Origin of the sequence: Mesonia sp. K4-1 (genome assembly GCF_008017825.1) — a bacterium.
In the GTDB taxonomy this organism is placed as follows: Bacteria; Bacteroidota; Bacteroidia; order Flavobacteriales; family Flavobacteriaceae; genus Mesonia.
Map to the genome: position 1 here is coordinate 25,784 of NZ_VRLS01000040.1, position 17,144 is coordinate 42,927.

Annotated in this window: 13 protein-coding genes; 8 read left to right on the forward strand and 5 right to left on the reverse strand. The window is 33.0% G+C overall.

The window, feature by feature from the left end:
- Positions 1-226: 226 nt before the first annotated feature.
- The 4 genes from FT986_RS06365 (at position 227) to FT986_RS06380 (ending at position 8,537) form a co-directional block, all read left to right on the forward strand.
- The gene (locus tag FT986_RS06365) at positions 227-1,111 is read left to right on the forward strand and encodes an ABC transporter ATP-binding protein (RefSeq protein ID WP_147864368.1); all 885 of its coding nucleotides are present in this window, start codon (positions 227-229) and stop codon (positions 1,109-1,111) included.
- Between the two features lie 3 nt (positions 1,112-1,114).
- Positions 1,115-4,690, forward strand: coding sequence for a M1 family aminopeptidase (locus FT986_RS06370; RefSeq protein ID WP_147864369.1), 3,576 nt, complete (start codon positions 1,115-1,117; stop codon positions 4,688-4,690).
- Between the two features lie 403 nt (positions 4,691-5,093).
- The gene (locus FT986_RS06375; RefSeq protein ID WP_147864370.1) at positions 5,094-6,071 is read left to right on the forward strand and encodes an AAA family ATPase; all 978 of its coding nucleotides are present in this window, start codon (positions 5,094-5,096) and stop codon (positions 6,069-6,071) included.
- A 6-nt stretch (positions 6,072-6,077) separates the two neighbouring features.
- A complete protein-coding gene (locus FT986_RS06380) occupies positions 6,078-8,537 on the forward strand; it encodes a S8 family peptidase (RefSeq protein WP_147864371.1) in 2,460 nt (819 codons plus the stop codon).
- Positions 8,538-9,546: 1,009 nt separating this feature from the next.
- Here FT986_RS06380 and FT986_RS06385 read toward each other — a convergent pair.
- Positions 9,547-10,059 carry a DUF4251 domain-containing protein gene (locus FT986_RS06385; RefSeq protein ID WP_187248582.1) on the reverse strand — a complete coding sequence of 171 codons (513 nt, stop codon included), beginning with the start codon at positions 10,057-10,059 and terminating at the stop codon, positions 9,547-9,549.
- Between the two features lie 290 nt (positions 10,060-10,349).
- Between FT986_RS06385 and FT986_RS06390 the strand changes: the two genes are divergently transcribed.
- Positions 10,350-11,555, forward strand: coding sequence for a multidrug effflux MFS transporter (locus FT986_RS06390; protein ID WP_147864373.1), 1,206 nt, complete (start codon positions 10,350-10,352; stop codon positions 11,553-11,555).
- Positions 11,556-11,622: 67 nt separating this feature from the next.
- Here the strand turns inward: FT986_RS06390 and FT986_RS06395 are convergent, their stop codons facing one another.
- Positions 11,623-12,282 carry a hypothetical protein gene (locus FT986_RS06395; protein ID WP_147864374.1) on the reverse strand — a complete coding sequence of 220 codons (660 nt, stop codon included), beginning with the start codon at positions 12,280-12,282 and terminating at the stop codon, positions 11,623-11,625.
- 171 nt (positions 12,283-12,453) lie between these two features.
- On the opposite strand from FT986_RS06395, the gene FT986_RS06400 reads away from it, so the two are divergent.
- Positions 12,454-13,278 (forward strand): OmpA family protein, encoded by an 825-nt coding sequence (locus FT986_RS06400; protein ID WP_147864375.1) that lies wholly within the window; start codon positions 12,454-12,456, stop codon positions 13,276-13,278.
- An 85-nt stretch (positions 13,279-13,363) separates the two neighbouring features.
- Here the strand turns inward: FT986_RS06400 and FT986_RS15890 are convergent, their stop codons facing one another.
- Positions 13,364-13,516, reverse strand: coding sequence for a hypothetical protein (locus tag FT986_RS15890; RefSeq protein ID WP_187248583.1), 153 nt, complete (start codon positions 13,514-13,516; stop codon positions 13,364-13,366).
- Positions 13,517-13,726: 210 nt separating this feature from the next.
- Here FT986_RS15890 and FT986_RS06405 point away from each other — a divergent pair, with 210 nt between their 5' ends.
- Positions 13,727-14,155, forward strand: a complete 429-nt coding sequence (locus tag FT986_RS06405; protein ID WP_111540285.1) for a peptidylprolyl isomerase — start codon at positions 13,727-13,729, stop codon at positions 14,153-14,155.
- Positions 14,156-14,316: 161 nt separating this feature from the next.
- Complete coding sequence (locus tag FT986_RS06410) at positions 14,317-15,183, forward strand: RNA polymerase sigma factor RpoD/SigA (protein ID WP_111540286.1); 867 nt, start codon at positions 14,317-14,319, stop codon at positions 15,181-15,183.
- 162 nt (positions 15,184-15,345) lie between these two features.
- On the opposite strand, the gene FT986_RS06415 is transcribed toward FT986_RS06410, so the two are convergent.
- Positions 15,346-16,296, reverse strand: coding sequence for an aldo/keto reductase (locus FT986_RS06415; protein ID WP_147864376.1), 951 nt, complete (start codon positions 16,294-16,296; stop codon positions 15,346-15,348).
- A gap of 3 nt (positions 16,297-16,299) precedes the next feature.
- Positions 16,300-17,028: an SDR family oxidoreductase gene (locus FT986_RS06420; RefSeq protein WP_147864377.1), complete on the reverse strand. Its 729-nt coding sequence runs from the start codon at positions 17,026-17,028 to the stop codon at positions 16,300-16,302.
- Between the last annotated feature and the right edge of the window lie 116 nt (positions 17,029-17,144).

A 17,144-nucleotide genomic window follows, 5' to 3' on the forward strand; every position in this document is an offset into this window, starting at 1 on the left:
AACAAAAGTAAGTATGTAATACAGCTTTTACAAGAAAGTTGATAGACACTAGTAAAAAGCAGTCCAACACTATTATTTTTTATCCATACAGCATTCATACAGCTTATTATAGGGTATAACTTCATAATCATAGCATATATCATTTTAATTAGAAATATGATTTTCTTCAGTTTATGTTTGACACCATTGAGAAGCAAATTAAAACATCAATTAAAGATCAATAATTATGAATACTTTACAAATCAATAATTTAAGTAAAACCTATTCTAATGGAGTTAAGGCTTTAAATAACATTAATTTAGAAATCACGAATGGTATGTTTGGTTTGCTTGGAGCCAATGGCGCAGGTAAATCTTCTTTAATGCGAACCATTGCCTCATTACAAGAACCGACTTCTGGTAGTATACTCTTTAATCATTCAGACATTCTTAGAAAGCCTGAAAACATTAGGCAATGTTTAGGCTATTTACCTCAAGAATTTGGTGTATATCCTAAAATTTCAGCAGAGAAATTGCTCCATCATTTAGCGGTTTTAAAAGGCATATTAAACAAAAAACAGCGGAAAGAACAAGTAACAGCTTTGTTGCAGCAAGTCAACCTTTATCAACACAGAAAAAAAGCGGTTTATACCTTTTCTGGAGGTATGCGACAACGTTTTGGTATAGCCCAGGCTCTGTTAGGCAATCCACAAATTATTATAGTAGATGAGCCCACCGCAGGTTTAGATCCAGAAGAAAGTAATCGTTTTTTAAACTTATTAAGTGAAATAGGAGAGAATGTTATTGTTATTTTATCTACACATATTGTGGAGGATGTAAAAAACTTATGCCCTAAAATGGCTATTCTCTCTAACGGCGCCATTATCTCTCAAGGTAACCCTACCGAATTGGTAACAAGTATTGAAGGTAAAATATGGACACGTATAATTCCTAAAAAGGATTTAAAGATGTATAAAGAATCTTATAGCGTTATTTCTACAAAATTGGTGTCAGGAGAAACTCAAATAAGAGTTTTATCAGATCATAAGCCAGGAGATAATTTTAAAGCTATTACACCAAATTTAGAAGATTTCTATTTCGCAACCTTATTCAATCCATCTAAAAACGCTTAAACCATGTTCACATCATTATTACAATTTGAAGTGTTTTATCAAGTAAAACAACGGGCGTTTCCCATATTTGCTATTTTATTTTTGGCATTGGGTGTATTTGTGGGGAGTCAAGGATTTGCCCCCACAGGTGTAAACTTTAACTCTGTATATCAAGTTTATTTTCATACAGGTTTATTTACTTTAGGAAGTGTATTTATCATCATGTTCTTTGCGATTAATGCTATGCTTCGTGATAAGCAATACCAAATGGAAAGTTTAGTCTTCAGCTCTTCTGTACAAAAGTTGCAATACTTTTGGACTCGTTTTCTAGGAACCTATATTTTTAGCTTACTAGCTTTTACACCTTTTGTTTTAGGATATATTTTTGGAAATTATTTTTCTGGCTTAGACGCGGAACGTCTTGGTGAGTTTCAATTAATAACCTATGTACAGCCTTGGTTATACATGGTGGTGCCTAATCTATTTATATGCACAGCCATCATATTTTCTGTATGTACTTTGTCAAAAAATAGTATGGCAACTTATGCAAGTGCCGTATTTGTATATATGCTATACTTTGTTTGTTCGCTATTTTTAAATTCGCCTTTACTAGCACAATCCGTTCCTGCATCACCAGAAGCTATGGCTTTTGCGGCGGTAGCAGATCCTTTTGGTGTGGCTGCATTTTTTGAGCAAACACAGTACTGGACACCTTTTCAAAAAAACACGCAACTACTTTCATTCTCAGGCTTGTTTTTATGGAATAGACTGCTGTGGATCGTCGTAGGTTTAGGAATTTTGTTGGTCACCTACAGTTTGTTCACCTTTAGAAACCTTACGAGAAAAGAAAAGAAAACAACCACAACCGCAACCAGTACAAACGCACCCATAATATCTTACCAACCCCTAGAGACCGCGTATCATTTTAAAGCACAATTACGAGCATTTTTTTCATTACTAAAATTAGAATTAACTAGTGTTTTTAAGAGTTTACCATTTATAGCGGTATTGATTATGTGGTTAATGATAGTGTTTTCAGAATTGCATAGTACTGTAATTGGTGGCGGAGAATATGGCGTTAGTCAATACCCTTTTACTAACCAACTTATAAGTTTAATAGTCAATCCGTTAACGCTGTTTAGTCTCATTTTAATCATTTTTTATAGCTCCGAAATTGTTTGGAGAGAACGTAGTTTAAACTTCAACTTAATTATTGATGCCGTACCCACAAAAAATAGTGTGTTCTTTCTCTCTAAGCTTTTTGCTATTCTATTATTACCTGTCATTCTAATCACAAGTGGAATCATAATGTGTATATTATTTCAGGTGTATTTAAACTATTCAAACTTCGAGTTGAGTTTGTATGCCTCTTTATATTACCATTACGGATTACAACTCGTAGTATTTAGTATGATAGGTATGTTTATTAACAGTATAGCCAAAACTAAATATTTAGGTATGGGTCTGTTTGGGTTATTTGTACTATTAAGCTTAAAATCTGATGTGATTGGTCTCGAACACCCATTAACTAGCCTTGGGTTTATGCCTAGAATATCCTATACGAATATGAATGGCTTTTATGGAAGTTTGAGCTTATTTCATCATTTAGCAGTCTATTGGTTAGCTTTAGGTCTGCTATTCGTTTGGGGCTCATTTAAAATTTGGAATAGAGGAGTAGGGGCTAATTTTTCAACCCAACTAAAACAATTAAAAAATGGTGGTTCTACCTTTCAAAAAGCATCATTTATCTTCTTCATTTTAGTATTTATAGGTGCCGGAAGTTTGATTTTTTATAATATGAATTGGGTTTCAGACTACGTAACCACAAGCGATAATTTAAATTTTAGGGAACAGTATGAAAAAAAATTTAAACCCTATGAAGATTTAGTGCGACCTTATGCCATATCCAGAAAAACCGAAATGGCTATTTTTCCTGAAGAAAGAAGTTATAGTATAAAAGCAGATTATATATTGAAAAACGGAGGTGAAGAACCTTTATACAACATCTTTATTACGGAGCGTCTTCCATTGGAATCTATAAGAATTGAAAACGCAGATTTAGTGATGCATGATACCACCTATGGCGTTTATCTATTTCGTTTGAAAAAACCTTTACAACCCCAGGAAACTGTGCGTTATACTTATCATTTGAACCATAGGTTAAAAGTTTATGATGAAGACAAAACCATTGTCAATAACGGAACTTATATCACCCACCGCAATTTTGAACCTATGTTAGGATATAGCTCTAGTCTAGAACTTACAGATAAAGCAGAACGAGAAAAGAGAAATTTACCTACACGGGAAAAAGAAATTACTTCAGATGAACATATTGCGCTTGAAGAATTTAACAATGAAAAAACGAGCTTCGAAACTATTGTATCTACAAGTAGCGACCAAATAGCACTAAGTTCAGGTAAACTGATAAAACAATGGTCAGACCATAACCGAAATTATTTTCACTATAAAGCCAAGAATAAAGTCATCCCCATGTTAGCCTATTTCTCCGCCAACTATACTACTAAAATAGTGGATCATCAAGGAATTTCTATAGAACAGTATTTCGATGAAGCTCATTCCTTTAATGTGGAAGAGATTGAAAAAAGCACTACACAAACCTTAGACTATTGCGAGAAAAACTTTGGGGATTATGCTTTTGATCATATAAGAATAGCAGAAATTCCTTCACATTGGTCCTTTGGTGGATTTGCGCATCCCGGAGTGATTAGTATGGTGGAGGATCGATTGTATTTAACCGATGTCAGGAACGAGGAAAATTTCAATTTGGTTGCAAAAAGGACTATTCACGAAGTGGCTCATCAATATTGGGGGCATACGTTATCAGCAAAACCAGTAGCAGGCGGATCTATTTTTGTAGAAGGATTTGCAAAATATACAGAAGCCGTTGTGATGGAAAAGATGTATGGCAAAGCTGCTGTTTATGCATTGAGTGAAAATGCTAGGAGACGTTATTTTTCAGGAAGATCGTTTGCAAGCGATCTAGAACCACCAGTTTATAAAGTACTGGGCGAAGGTTATATTTCTTATGGAAAAGCTTTAAATGTGATGTTAGGCTTACGAGATTTGCTGGGGGAGAATCAGCTTAACCAGGTTATAAAAGCCTTAACTGAAAAACACCGAAACCATGTCACATTAGATGCAAATAGCGTTGAATTTTTAGAAATGATTTATGAGGAAACGCCTAAAGAATACCATCATTTAATTGATGATTGGTTTAAAAAAGTAATCACCTACGACTTAATTATGGAGAAGAGTTCTTATATAGCTTTAGAAAATGGCACTTATGAAATTACAGCAACTATAAAAGCAAAACGCTTTGAAAGCATAGCTAATGGAGAGATTGTTCCTATAGGAATTAATGAACCTATTAAAATAGGAATCTTTACAACACATCCCTCCTTAGTAAAAGAGGATAGCTCTATACTGTATTATGAGTCAACACAAATCAATAAAGAAAGTACTGTAATAAAATTTATAGTAAATGAAAAACCTAGTTATATTGCCATTGATCCTTATGGCACAAGATCGGATGAAAATTTAGTGGATAATATATTTAAAATGCTAAGAACAGAAATCTAAAATGCAAGAATCTTGATTCTAATTTATACTTGTACACCTAAAATTTAGACTATGGGAATAACGAACATACATATCTTAGATAAAAATTGCTGTGAGATCATCCCTAGTTATAGGCTTAAAGACGTTGTAACAGGATGATATTAAAAACAACAATTTTTCCTATAATGTTCTATTTGCCGCAAGTCCTGATTTTTTAATCTAAGGGTAGCTATGTTTTGGTAAAAGTGAAAGTATTTCTTCAGTTTCTTATAAAAATTTATTCTAAAAAGTTTCTTCTACAATGTTAATGGAACACTTTTTATGCGACGACGTAGGAGGGAAGCGTAATGTGAGTGGAATGGAAAATTATTTCTTAATTAATGATTTATTTTGTATATTTTTACCACAAATACTACACTATTAAATGGCTGCTGCTGAACAAATAAAAAGTTTAATTAAATCTTTTAGTGAAGGTGATGATTCACGCTTCTATGCTACAGCTATGCAAATTGCTGCTGCAGAAGCACGTAAAGGACATCAAGATCTTGCAGAAGAGTTGAAAAAATTAATTCAAGATTCGAAAAAATCTAAGATTAATGAAAATATTCTAAAGAGATTACCAGTAAATGCTGCACAAAAAGAGCTTAATGATTTATTAGAATTCTCTAGACCTGTGGATAAATTGAAAGATATGGTCTTATCTATTAAACTAAAAAAAACTATTCAAAGAATTTTAGATGAACAACGTCAAATAGAAAAGTTAAGACAACACAATTTATTTCCTAGAAAAAAAATACTATTAACTGGACCTCCAGGTTGTGGAAAAACAATGACGGCAAGAGTGATATCTAATGAATTAAGTATTCCTCTTTTCGTAATAAGACTAGATGGCCTAATAAGTAGGTATATGGGAGAGTCAATAGCGAAACTTCGTTTGGTCTTTGATACAATGAAAGAATTTAGAGCCGTTTATTTATTTGATGAATTTGATAGTATTGGAACAACTAGAAGTCAAGGCAATGAAGTTGGAGAAATAAAAAGAGTGCTTAATAGTTTTTTACTTCAAATTGAAAAAGATGATTCAAATAGTTTAATAATTGCGGCAACTAATATGCCTGAAAATTTAGATGAAGCATTATTTAGACGATTCGATGATATTATAAATTATCCATTACCTAATGAAGAGCAAATCTTCAAATACTTTAAAAGAGAGCTTTTAAAAAATGAATTAATAAGCGAAAAAAATCTAATTGAACTTTCAAAAAAATCTATTGGACTAAATTTTTCAGACCTAGAAAAAATTTGTCAAGATTTTTTAAAAAATATTATCGTTTACGGAAAGGAAGAGTCAAGTTTAGAGTTTTTATTTGAAATTATTAACTCAAGAAAAAGATCTTTATAAAATAGTATGTCTGACTTAAATCACATTTTTCTTAATGGAAATAATTCTTCTTTGCCATATAGTACTTATGGTGGTGGAAAATTTCATCATAAAGACGGTAGAGATAGAACAGCGCATGGAAGGGGTATAAAAAGTTCTTTTAGTTCTGCTGTATCTGAGTTTACTGACGGAAATGAAGAATATGAATTTGTATATATAGAGTTTGAATCTGCATTAAATTTTGAATTAGCTTTCGATAGTTTTGAAGATGCTGCTGGAAATTACAGACTTGCATCTTGTAAAGCTGAATTTAGCACTGATTCTGATGGTAATCAGCAAATTGTATACAAAATTGCGGTTTACTTAAATAAGAAAGCTGTTTCCAATTTTTTAAATAAAGTTGAAAAATACTTAACAGAGGAAACTATAACAGGTAAGCCAAAAAACCAAAATTTAATAGCGAATATTGAAAATATTAGAGCAGCTACTCTAGAAAGTTTTTGGCAAGAACCAGAAGTAGATTTTCCTAGCTCAAATGTTAGTGTATGGTGGGAAGTTTGGTTTAGTGGTGCTAATAAAGAAACAGTAGTAGAAACATTAAATACTTTAACAACAGATACTGTTTTAACTAATAGTAGACTTCTTGTTTTTCCAGAAAACATTGTTGGTTTAATTAAAGCTACTCCAGAAGAATTAGGAGAAAGATTACTTTATGTAGATAATTTAGCAGAAATAAGAAAACCTATTGAAACCGCTGATTTTTTTACAAATCTCGATAAAGATTGGGAAGGTGATTTCATTAATGATTTACGTGATAGAATTAATAATCAAATAGAAATGAATAATGTTTCAGTTTGTTTATTGGATTCTGGAGTCAATCGATTAAATCCACTATTGGTAGATTTAATCTCGGAAAGAAATTTAGATTCAGTAAACCCAACTTGGACAAATTCTGACTCTTACAGACAAGGACATGGTACTCCAATGGCTGGTCTTATTATATATGGGGATTTAATTGCCCCATTGAGTTCTAGTACACCAATCAATGTTTCTAATAATATTGAGAGTATTAAAATTGTTGATCGTACAGCGAATGACCCAGATTTATATGGCCAAATAACTCTTGAAGCCATAGCTATTGGTGAAATTATGAACCCTAAAAATAAAAGAGTCGTTTGTTTGGCAGTAACTTCTCCTGATAATAAATATTTAGGCAGACCATCTTCGTGGTCCGCCGCAGTTGATCAAAAAATGTTTGGGTCAATTGAGGATAGAAATAATAATACTGTAATTTTAGTTTCAAGTGGAAACCTATCCTTTGTAGATAGATTAAATTACCCTATCTCAAATGATGATCTATCAATAGAAGATCCAGCTCAAGCATTTAATGCTATAACCGTAGGAGCTTATACAAACAAGGACAGATTGGATGTTGTAACTTATCCTGGAGCACAACTATTGGCTCAAAGAGGACAAATGTCTCCATGTAACACAACTTCCATAAGTTGGAATAAAAAATGGCCAAAAAAACCAGATATAGTTTTTGAAGGAGGAAATGATGGTATCTTTAATTCTGGTATATTAGATGAAGAATCATTAAAACTTTTGTCTACAGGAGTAGGAGGTATAGGAAGATCATGGCTCTCAACAATGGCAGATACAAGTGCAGCTACTGCACTTGCTTCTAAATTTGCTGCTGAATTATATCAAAAATACCCAAGCTATTTACCTGAAACTATTCGTGCCTTAATAATTCATTCTGCAGATTGGAATGGTATAATGTTGAATAACAGGGATATCAATAGTTTCTCTTCAGAAGAAAAATCTAAACTTTTAGCGAGAGTAGGCTATGGTATACCTAATTTGAGCAAAGCTAAATATAGTGCTGAAAATTCATTAAGTATAATAGCAGAAAGAACTCTAAAGCCTTTTAAATTTGAAGATAGTAGAGTTAAAACTAATGTTTTTCATTTATTTGATTTACCCTGGCCTACAGATATTTTGTCTGATTTAGCTGAATTAGATGTGAAATTAATAGTAACGTTATCATACTTTATTGAACCAAATCCTGGAAATAAAAGATATGCTAGTGACCAATCATACAAATCACATGGATTGAGGTTTAAAATGATTGATAAAAATGAAAGTCAAGGAGCTTTTCAAGCTCGAGTTAGTAAAGCTATAAAAGATGAACAAGACGATTATGTAGCTGAAGGTAGCGAGAATTGGATATTAGGCAGTCAAGTTAGAGATAAAGGTAGTATTCACAAGGATATTTGGGTTGGTGCCGCTGCTGATTTAGCATTAAGAAATAAAATTGCGGTTTATCCAGTAGGTGGATGGTGGAAAAACAGAAAAAAACTCAATCGTTATGATTCATCGGTTAGATATAGTTTAATTACTTCTATTGAAACAAACGAAGCTGATATTGATATATATAACAATGTATTGAATCAGATTACAGTATCAATACCTATTGATATTTAATTATTATGTAAAATATAATCTTAATGTTACGTTTGACCTCATTAAATTTTGGTTAAACAATAAGGTGAAGTGAGCGTGTACATTTTATAAAAATTCGAGAAGATGCGGCTGGATAATGATAGTTCTATTGATTAAACAAAACGTTTTAAATCGCCAACACGCCAGCTCGCTCAAAAAAATCAAAAGTCTACTAGACTTTCAATTTTATGCCGTCTAAAATATAGCGATTGAGCCGTACATTGTTTCGCCAACACGCTAGCTCGCTGCTACATTAAAAATGTACTTTGGGTACATTTTCTTAACGTTTGCCCGTATGCAGCCTTGAAATCGCAGATTCACGAATACCATTAAAAACAATAGATATTATTAATGAGTATTTTTTGTTTAGCTCACGCGTTAATATTTTATTGGAGTTCGTGAATCTCCGAAAGTCGATTTCTTTTGTGTCAAGACAAAAGATAATGAAACACGAAAAAAAGAATTAATTGAAGTTCTATAGTTAACAAGTGCATAGAAATTATCTCGCAGAGTAATTTTATGCTCTTATGGCAAGCTTACGAGAATCGTCTAAAATTTTTTATTCCGTACATTTTATCGAATACAAGATTTTTAATTAGAGCAAAAAGGTTAGCTTTTTTTTGGCGCTGGCAAAGCGGCTGGAAATTGTGTTTAAAAATAAATGTCATAAAAAGGTATTTAAATTTTTAAAAATCAATCGAGTGCATTGGCATGCGGCTATTTTACATAGCGACTAATTATAGCTTACGAATATAAATGAAACTCAGGTCGTAAAACGGCTGTTACATATAGCTTACAAATAAACATAGCGTTCCGCAAATTGGCTTTTACATAATATCTGCCGATATAATTCATATACTTGAAGTTATATCTGATATTATATAAAATACTACGTATACGCCAATTTGCTAAATAAACAAGTTGTACTATAATTTATATTATGTAAAATAGGATATTTTAAAACTAACTTGCTTTTATCAATTATTACCCACTATTCTTTTTCTTTGGGTAATGCAGAAATTCTCCCATCATAACTAATGCTACTTCGTTGAGAACTGTAAACGTTTATGGTTGTGCTTTGGTTATCAAAAATCGTTAGCGTAAAATCTAAAACCTCATTGGCATTTTTTGCTTCAAACTTTATGGTGGTTCTGTTTTTAGATTCTTGATAAACCGATGAATAATTTTTCATTTCAGTATTTAATTGAATCCCTCCAGATTGTGAACTTCTATGGCTAATCATATGTCGGGTTCCGTAATATGGTAAATGCACAAAAACACTATCGTTTTGAATACGTAAAAAATTAGGATTACTTATTAAATTAATACTACTAGCATTATTTCCTGCCCCAAATATTGAAGAATCCAATTGCTGGAGTCCGTTTGAAACTTGAGGATTAGCTCTATGAGATTCAATTTCAAAAGCTTTGTTTTCGATCCAAGTATGCAGTTCTTTCATTTGTTCTTTAGAAACCAAGATTGAATCTGAGCTTTTACAATTCATTAAAAACAGCGTCATACAGACTAAAAGGATAAAATTTTTCATTTTCTTTCTTTCAATTATTTTAGATATACCACCTCAAAAACCATTCTTAAAATAACATCAGTAAAATAAATTTATTTCTAAAGATAACACTATCAAAGCTTAAGAACGATTTATCTCGGGTAAATGTGAAGGTCTTTTTAACATGATCTCCTATATAAGTTACTTAGTTTCCAGAATATGAATGATAAAATGCCTAAAATCTATGATACTGGCTTAAGTATGATGATGGGAAAACCTATTTTTGCCAAATGCAATTTACAAAAACCAAAATTTCCCAATTCGAATTTGTTGCGCTAATGGCAGCATTAATGTCGGTTACCGCTATTTCTATAGATGCATTATTACCTGCCTTAGATGTGATTGGTAAAGACATCAACACTCAACATGCGGCAGACAATCAGTTATTGATCACCATGATATTTTTAGGTTTAGGGGTGGGTCCTCTCATATTTGGTCCATTATCTGATGCTTTAGGCAGAAAACCTTCGGTATATATTGGTTTGGTGCTTTTTACTATTGCTAGCTTTATGTGTGTAAATGCGCAAAGTTTAGAGTTAATGATAGCCGGTAGAATCTTGCAAGGTATTGGTTTGGCAGCACCACGTACTATTGTCGTGGCTATCATTCGAGATTTATATGAGGGAGATTATATGGCGCGTATTATGTCTTTTGTAACCGTAGTTTTTCTTTTGGTGCCTATCATTGCTCCAGCTTCGGGACAGCTTATTTTAGATTACTATGAATGGGAAGTTATTTTTTATGTACAAATAGTAATAAGTGCAGTAATTGCTCTTTGGTTTGCTCTACGACAACGAGAAACCTTACTTCAGCCAAAGCGAATTCCGTTATCCGCTACCAGAATACTTGATGGTTTTAAAGAAACTTTAGGCTATAAAAAAACTTTGGGTTTCACTTTAATTTCGGGGTTTGTAGTGGGTTCATTTTTAGTTTATCTAAGCGCTTCTCAGCAAATCTTCCAAAATCAATATGGCTTAGAAGATGAGTTTCCTTATATATTTGCAGGTCTCGCCATCACCATTGGTATTTCAATCTTTTTAAATGCAACCTTTGTGGTACGCTTTGGGATGGAAAAATTAGTGACCGCTTCCCTGCTCGGTTTTTTTGGTGTTTCCCTTATATACCTTCTGTTATTTTACGGAACTCCGCAGCCCAATATTTTTATCTTGTTAGGATTTATATCCCTTCAATTTTTCTTTATAGGTTTTCTTTTCGGAAATATTAGAGCTTTGGCTATGGAACCTGTGGGACATATTGCAGGAATCGCCGCCGCTATCACGGGACTTATCTCTACATTAATGGCTGTACCTATTAGTACTTTTATAGGTAGGTTTGTGGTGAGTAGTACTCTACCTCTATTTATTGGTTTTTCTATTTGCGGAGCTTTATCGCTACTTATTTTACTCTACTTAAAAAAGAATCATCATTTAAAATAAATTTCTAAGACTCGATAAGTACTAAAGAGTTTTTATAAAGTTAGCTTACAGAAGTAGCTTAGAGGTTTTAGTCTTCCTTTTCTTTAACGATGATCATAGAAGCCTTAAAGCCAGTCGCTAAATTCCATATGTTTTTAGAAATAAGTCCGCCTAACTCGTCATATACTTTAAACTCTGCCGTATTTGGACCGGACATACCTTGATTAAGAGCCAGAATTTCGATTTTATTAAATCCTACTTCTAGATCTATATATACATTCGTGTAACTACCTAAAAGCGATATTTTTTCTACTTGTACTTTATCATTTACAATAATCTGAACCATATCACCATCTACCGCCATATGGTCTCTACAGACAATTTTCACAAACTTTCCGTTGTTTTTGAAGTCTCCAAAATATTGGTTTTTCTTAAACTCTTCAGGCGTCTTATCTCCTTCTTTTTTTGCTAAATACTTAGGATCAAACTTTTTAGTAGGATCTAAAAACTCTTCTTGATCGGTGATATCTAAGCCTTCCTTATCGGAAGTAAGTCGGTCTTTCCTCCCCGAATAAAAAGAATTATTCGGTTTGCTAAGTCCGGGTGTAGACCTTGTAAAGCCTCCGCTATTCATAGTATTTCCGCCAAGGCGTCCCCCAGTAGTACTTGTATTAGAATTATCTAATTGGGCGTGAGAAATTCCGCAAAAGGCTAAAATTCCCAAAAGGCTACATATATATTTTATCATTTCTTGCTTTTTTTTTATTCTGATAAAGGTATTGTAAGTATTTGTAATACAAGAATCAAACCAAAATATTAAGATTTTCTCAACTCTTTTTAACAAAACAATAGGAACACTCATAAAACAAAACCTATTTCATGTGGTTAATATTGTCGTAACCAAAAATAAAGAAAAACCATGAAAAGATTATTGACATTAACCGTAATTTCTGCGTCTTTATTGACGTCTTGTGTTTCGAAAAAGAAATACACAGAGTTAGAGACCGAATTAGACGACACTAAGAGTGTATTGATGAAGACTCGTGTGGACAAAGAAGATTGCGAAGAAAAGTATGCGAAAATTGAAGAACGCGTGTCTAATTATTACGCAAAAATCAACTCTCTACAAGATGAGAATGATGAAAAATTAGAAATGGTAGATAATATTGCTGCTATGTCTAATAAGAACAAAGAAGCTATGCGCAAGACGCTAAAAAATGTAGATCCTAGTTTATTAGCAGGTGCAAAAACATTAGGAGATTCTATTGATCTTGCGGTATCGCACAACTTAAAGAAATCTTTATCTGATGGAGATGAAGGGATTGAGATCGATGTCAACCAAACGGTGGTACAAATTACCGTATCTGACAAGCTATTATTTAAAAGTGGTAGCTATTGGGTAAGCCCTAAAGCTCACAAATTATTAGGTAGAATTGCTGAAGTAGTGAACTCTGAGCCTGCTATGGAAGTTATGGTAGAAGGACATACCGATGCTCAAACACTTAAAAAAGAATCTTATATTGAAGATAACTGGGATTTAAGTGTACGAAGAGCTACCTCTATTGTTCGTTTATTACAAGATAAATTTGAAGTAGATGGTAAAAAATTGATCGCAGCTGGTAGAAGTAGTTTTGTTCCTCTTGCCGAAAATGATACTGCCGAAGGACGTGAAAGTAACCGTAGAACAAGAATTATAATTCTACCCAACTTAGACAAGTTTTTAGCTATGCTAGAAGAGTCTTAGAAACTTATAAAACTAACCAACTAAGTCTAACCAAAAAAAGGAGCTGAATTTTTCAGCTCCTTTTTTTTTTGAATGTTTTTCTATATTAAAACCACTCAAAATAAATTCCAGAAATCACTACCGCTGTAATCAATAAAATGAGAACCACGATGATAAATCCTGCTCCAAACTTAGTTTTTTTATTATCCTTTAGAATATAATCTTCTTGATTTTGACTTTTATTGGTCTCTGTACTCATATAAATTATTTGTTTAGTTAGTTATGTACAATATAGAGAAAGATTTAAAAGCAGTTTCTACAATTTTTGTTAAGATTTCTTTAAAGACTAGGGATTAATGCTGTAATATCTTGGTATTCAATAGAATTCTCATAGCTTTGCAAGCTTTAAGAGAAGATGAGTCTAAAAACTTCATTTTCAATAATCTATAAATTAGTAAAAAACAAATTTATGAGTCAAGTTAAAACGAACGACACGGTAAAAGTACATTACACAGGAAAGTTACAAGACGGTCAGGTATTTGATAGTTCTTTAGAAAGAGAGCCTATCGAATTTACTATCGGACAGGGACAAATTATACCTGGGTTTGAAAATGGACTTATCGATATGCAAGTGAACGAAAAAAAGACCATTGAAATTCCACATACAGAAGCTTACGGAGAAGTACAAAAAGAGCTTTTTCAAGAAGTACCTAAAAGCCAACTTCCTCAAGAAATTGAGCCACAAGTAGGTATGGGACTTGTTTCTAAAAATCCTGACGGAAGCGAAAGACAACTAAGAGTTGCTGAAGTTAAAGAAGAGTCTATTATCATTGATGCTAATCACCCATTAGCAGGAAAAGATCTTACTTTTGAATTAGAAGTTATGGAGATCAAGTAATTTCTTACTAAGTATTACGACTAAAACGCAGGTTATTGTTTTTAATAGCCTGCGTTTTATATTATAACATAAAATGTATTTATATTGAAAATAATTTGTTTTATTGATTTTTTTATCGTATAATAAAACTTATTAGAAATCACAAACATAAGTAGAGATATATGAGGCAACTTAAAATTACCAAACAGGTTACTAATCGTGAATCAAAATCGTTAGATAAATACCTACAAGACATCAGTAAAGTAGATTTAATTACTGCTGAAGAGGAGGTAGAATTAGCACAACGTATTAGAGAAGGTGACCAACGCGCATTAGAAAAACTAACTAATGCCAATTTAAGGTTTGTTGTTTCGGTAGCAAAACAATATCAAAATCAAGGTTTAAAACTTCCCGATTTAATTAATGAAGGGAATGTAGGTTTAGTAAAAGCTGCAAAACGTTTTGATGAAACCAGAGGTTTTAAATTTATTTCTTACGCCGTTTGGTGGATTAGACAATCTATTTTACAAGCCTTAGCAGAACAGTCTCGTGTAGTTCGCTTACCGCTGAATAAAATTGGAGTGATCAATAAAATCAATAAAACTTTTTCTCACCTAGAACAAAGTTTACAGCGCCCTCCTTCGGCTGAAGAAATTGCAAAAGAGTTAGATATGCCTACGGGACAAGTGAAAACAGCATTGAAAAATTCTGGAAGACACTTATCTATGGATGCACCATTTAAAGAAGGAGAAAATGACTCTAATTTATATGATGTTTTAAGTTCGGGAGAATCCCCTACTCCAGATGATAACTTAATGCAAGATTCTTTAAGCATTGAGATCAATAGAGCTTTAGATACACTTTCTACAAGAGAAGCCGATGTTATTCGCCTTAATTACGGAATAGGAAATCAACCTGCGATGACCTTACAGGAGATTGGTGATACTTTCGACTTAAGTAGAGAACGTGTAAGACAAATTAGAGAAAAAGGAATTAGAAGATTAAAGCATCAATCTAAAAATAAAATTCTTAAAAAATACTTAGGTTAAATACCACCTACTTATTATGGAATAAGGCTGCTTAGAATTATCTAGCAGCCTTTTTTAATTTATAATTTTAGATTCTAAAGCAATAGCATCTCATAAATATTTAAAATTTCTTAGATTAAAACTTAATCTTATAGTTATTAGTGTAACGCTATTGGCTTTAGTTTACATTTTACTAACTTCATCTAATTTTCCCATTTCCTCAGAAGAAAGTTTCATCTCTATTGCCTCTGTAAAATTTGCTAGATGTTTAGATTTTGTAGCACTTGCGATGGGAGCAGTTACAATATCTTTTTGCATTAACCAACGCAAAGCCACTGCAGCATTATCTACTTGGTGTTCTTCAGAAATTTGATCTAATACATTTAAAATTTCTAATCCTCTCCTATTTAGATAGTCTTTTACGAAACCCTTTCGAGAAGAATCTTCCATATCTTTCTCACTTCGGTATTTACCCGTTAAAAAGCCGCTTGCTAAAGAAAAGTAAGGCGTAACTCCCAACTCATAAGTTTTACAAAGAGGAGCTAAATCTTCCTCAAATTGCTTTCGTGACATTAAATTATATTCGGGTTGAAAAACTTGATATTTGGGCAGATTTTTTTCCGCGGAAGCGTCTAAAGATTCTTTTAGACGATTCGCCGATAAGTTAGACGCACCAATCACTCTCACTTTTCCCTCTTTTATAAGCTGCTGATAAGCTTCTAACGTTTCCTCTACTGGTGTTTTATCATCATCCCAATGGGTAAAATACAAATCTATATAGTCGGTTTGCAATCTTTTTAAAGAATCTTCTACCTTATCTAAAATGTAATTTTTAGAAATATTGCGAGATCCTTTCCCCATATCGGCGCCTACCTTAGTGGCCAGAGTTATTTTATCTCTATTTTTTCTTTCTTTTAACCACTTTCCTATGATGCGCTCAGACTCTCCGCCTTCATTACCGTCTACCCAACGAGAATATACATCGGCCGTGTCGATCATCGTAATTCCGAGATCTAACATTTCGTCTAAAATTCTAAACGATTCCTTTTCATCGAGTGTCCACCCAAAGACATTCCCCCCAAAAATAATGGGGGAAGCTTTTAGGTGAGACGTTCCTAATTGTAATGATTCCATAGTTTATTTTTGTGGAGGTCTTGAAGGTCTAATTTCTACTTTACTAGGTAAACTCCTCTTATTCATTTTAAACAAGTCCACTACCAATTCTCCAATGTCTTCTTTTTGTATCTTCCAAGCTTCATCACTTTCTTCTTGATGTGGATCGTGCCCATTAAAATGAGTAGAAACAGATCCTGGCATTATCGTAGAGACACTTACCCCGTCGTTTCTTAAATCGAGCATCATAGCTTGCGTAAAACCAGTAACTCCAAATTTACTCGCATTATAAGCAGCTCCGCCAGCAAAGAAATTAGTTCCTGCCAAACTAGAAATGCTAATAAAATATCCTTGGGTATCTTTCAAAGCTTCAACACTCGCTTTCGCGGAATAAAATACTCCCGTTAAATTGGTATCAATAGTTTCTCTCCAATCGTGATCTGTTAAACTGGTAATGCTACCAAAATGTCCGATTCCCGCATTGGCAATTACATAATCTAACTGACCGAATTTTTCGATCGTATGGCGTACTGCTTCTTCTTGATCTACTAGATTTCTAACATCGGCTTTAATACCCAAAGCCTTTGCGTTGTTATTTTTTTCTAATTCTGCAGCAGCGCTTTCTGCATTGGTTAATGATCTACTTGTTATGGCTACATTAACTCCAGCTTTCATTAATGCTTCGGCTACACCGTAACCAATTCCTTTACTTCCACCCGTGATGAGTGCTGTTTTATTGTTTAAGTTTTGCATGATTGTGTTTTTTGAAAAATAAAGATAAACAGAAGTAAGTATAATTGTAAGGGATTGGAAAGCTTTTACATCACTTTAACGCATAAAATAACTTCTTGTTAATCTTACTATAAATA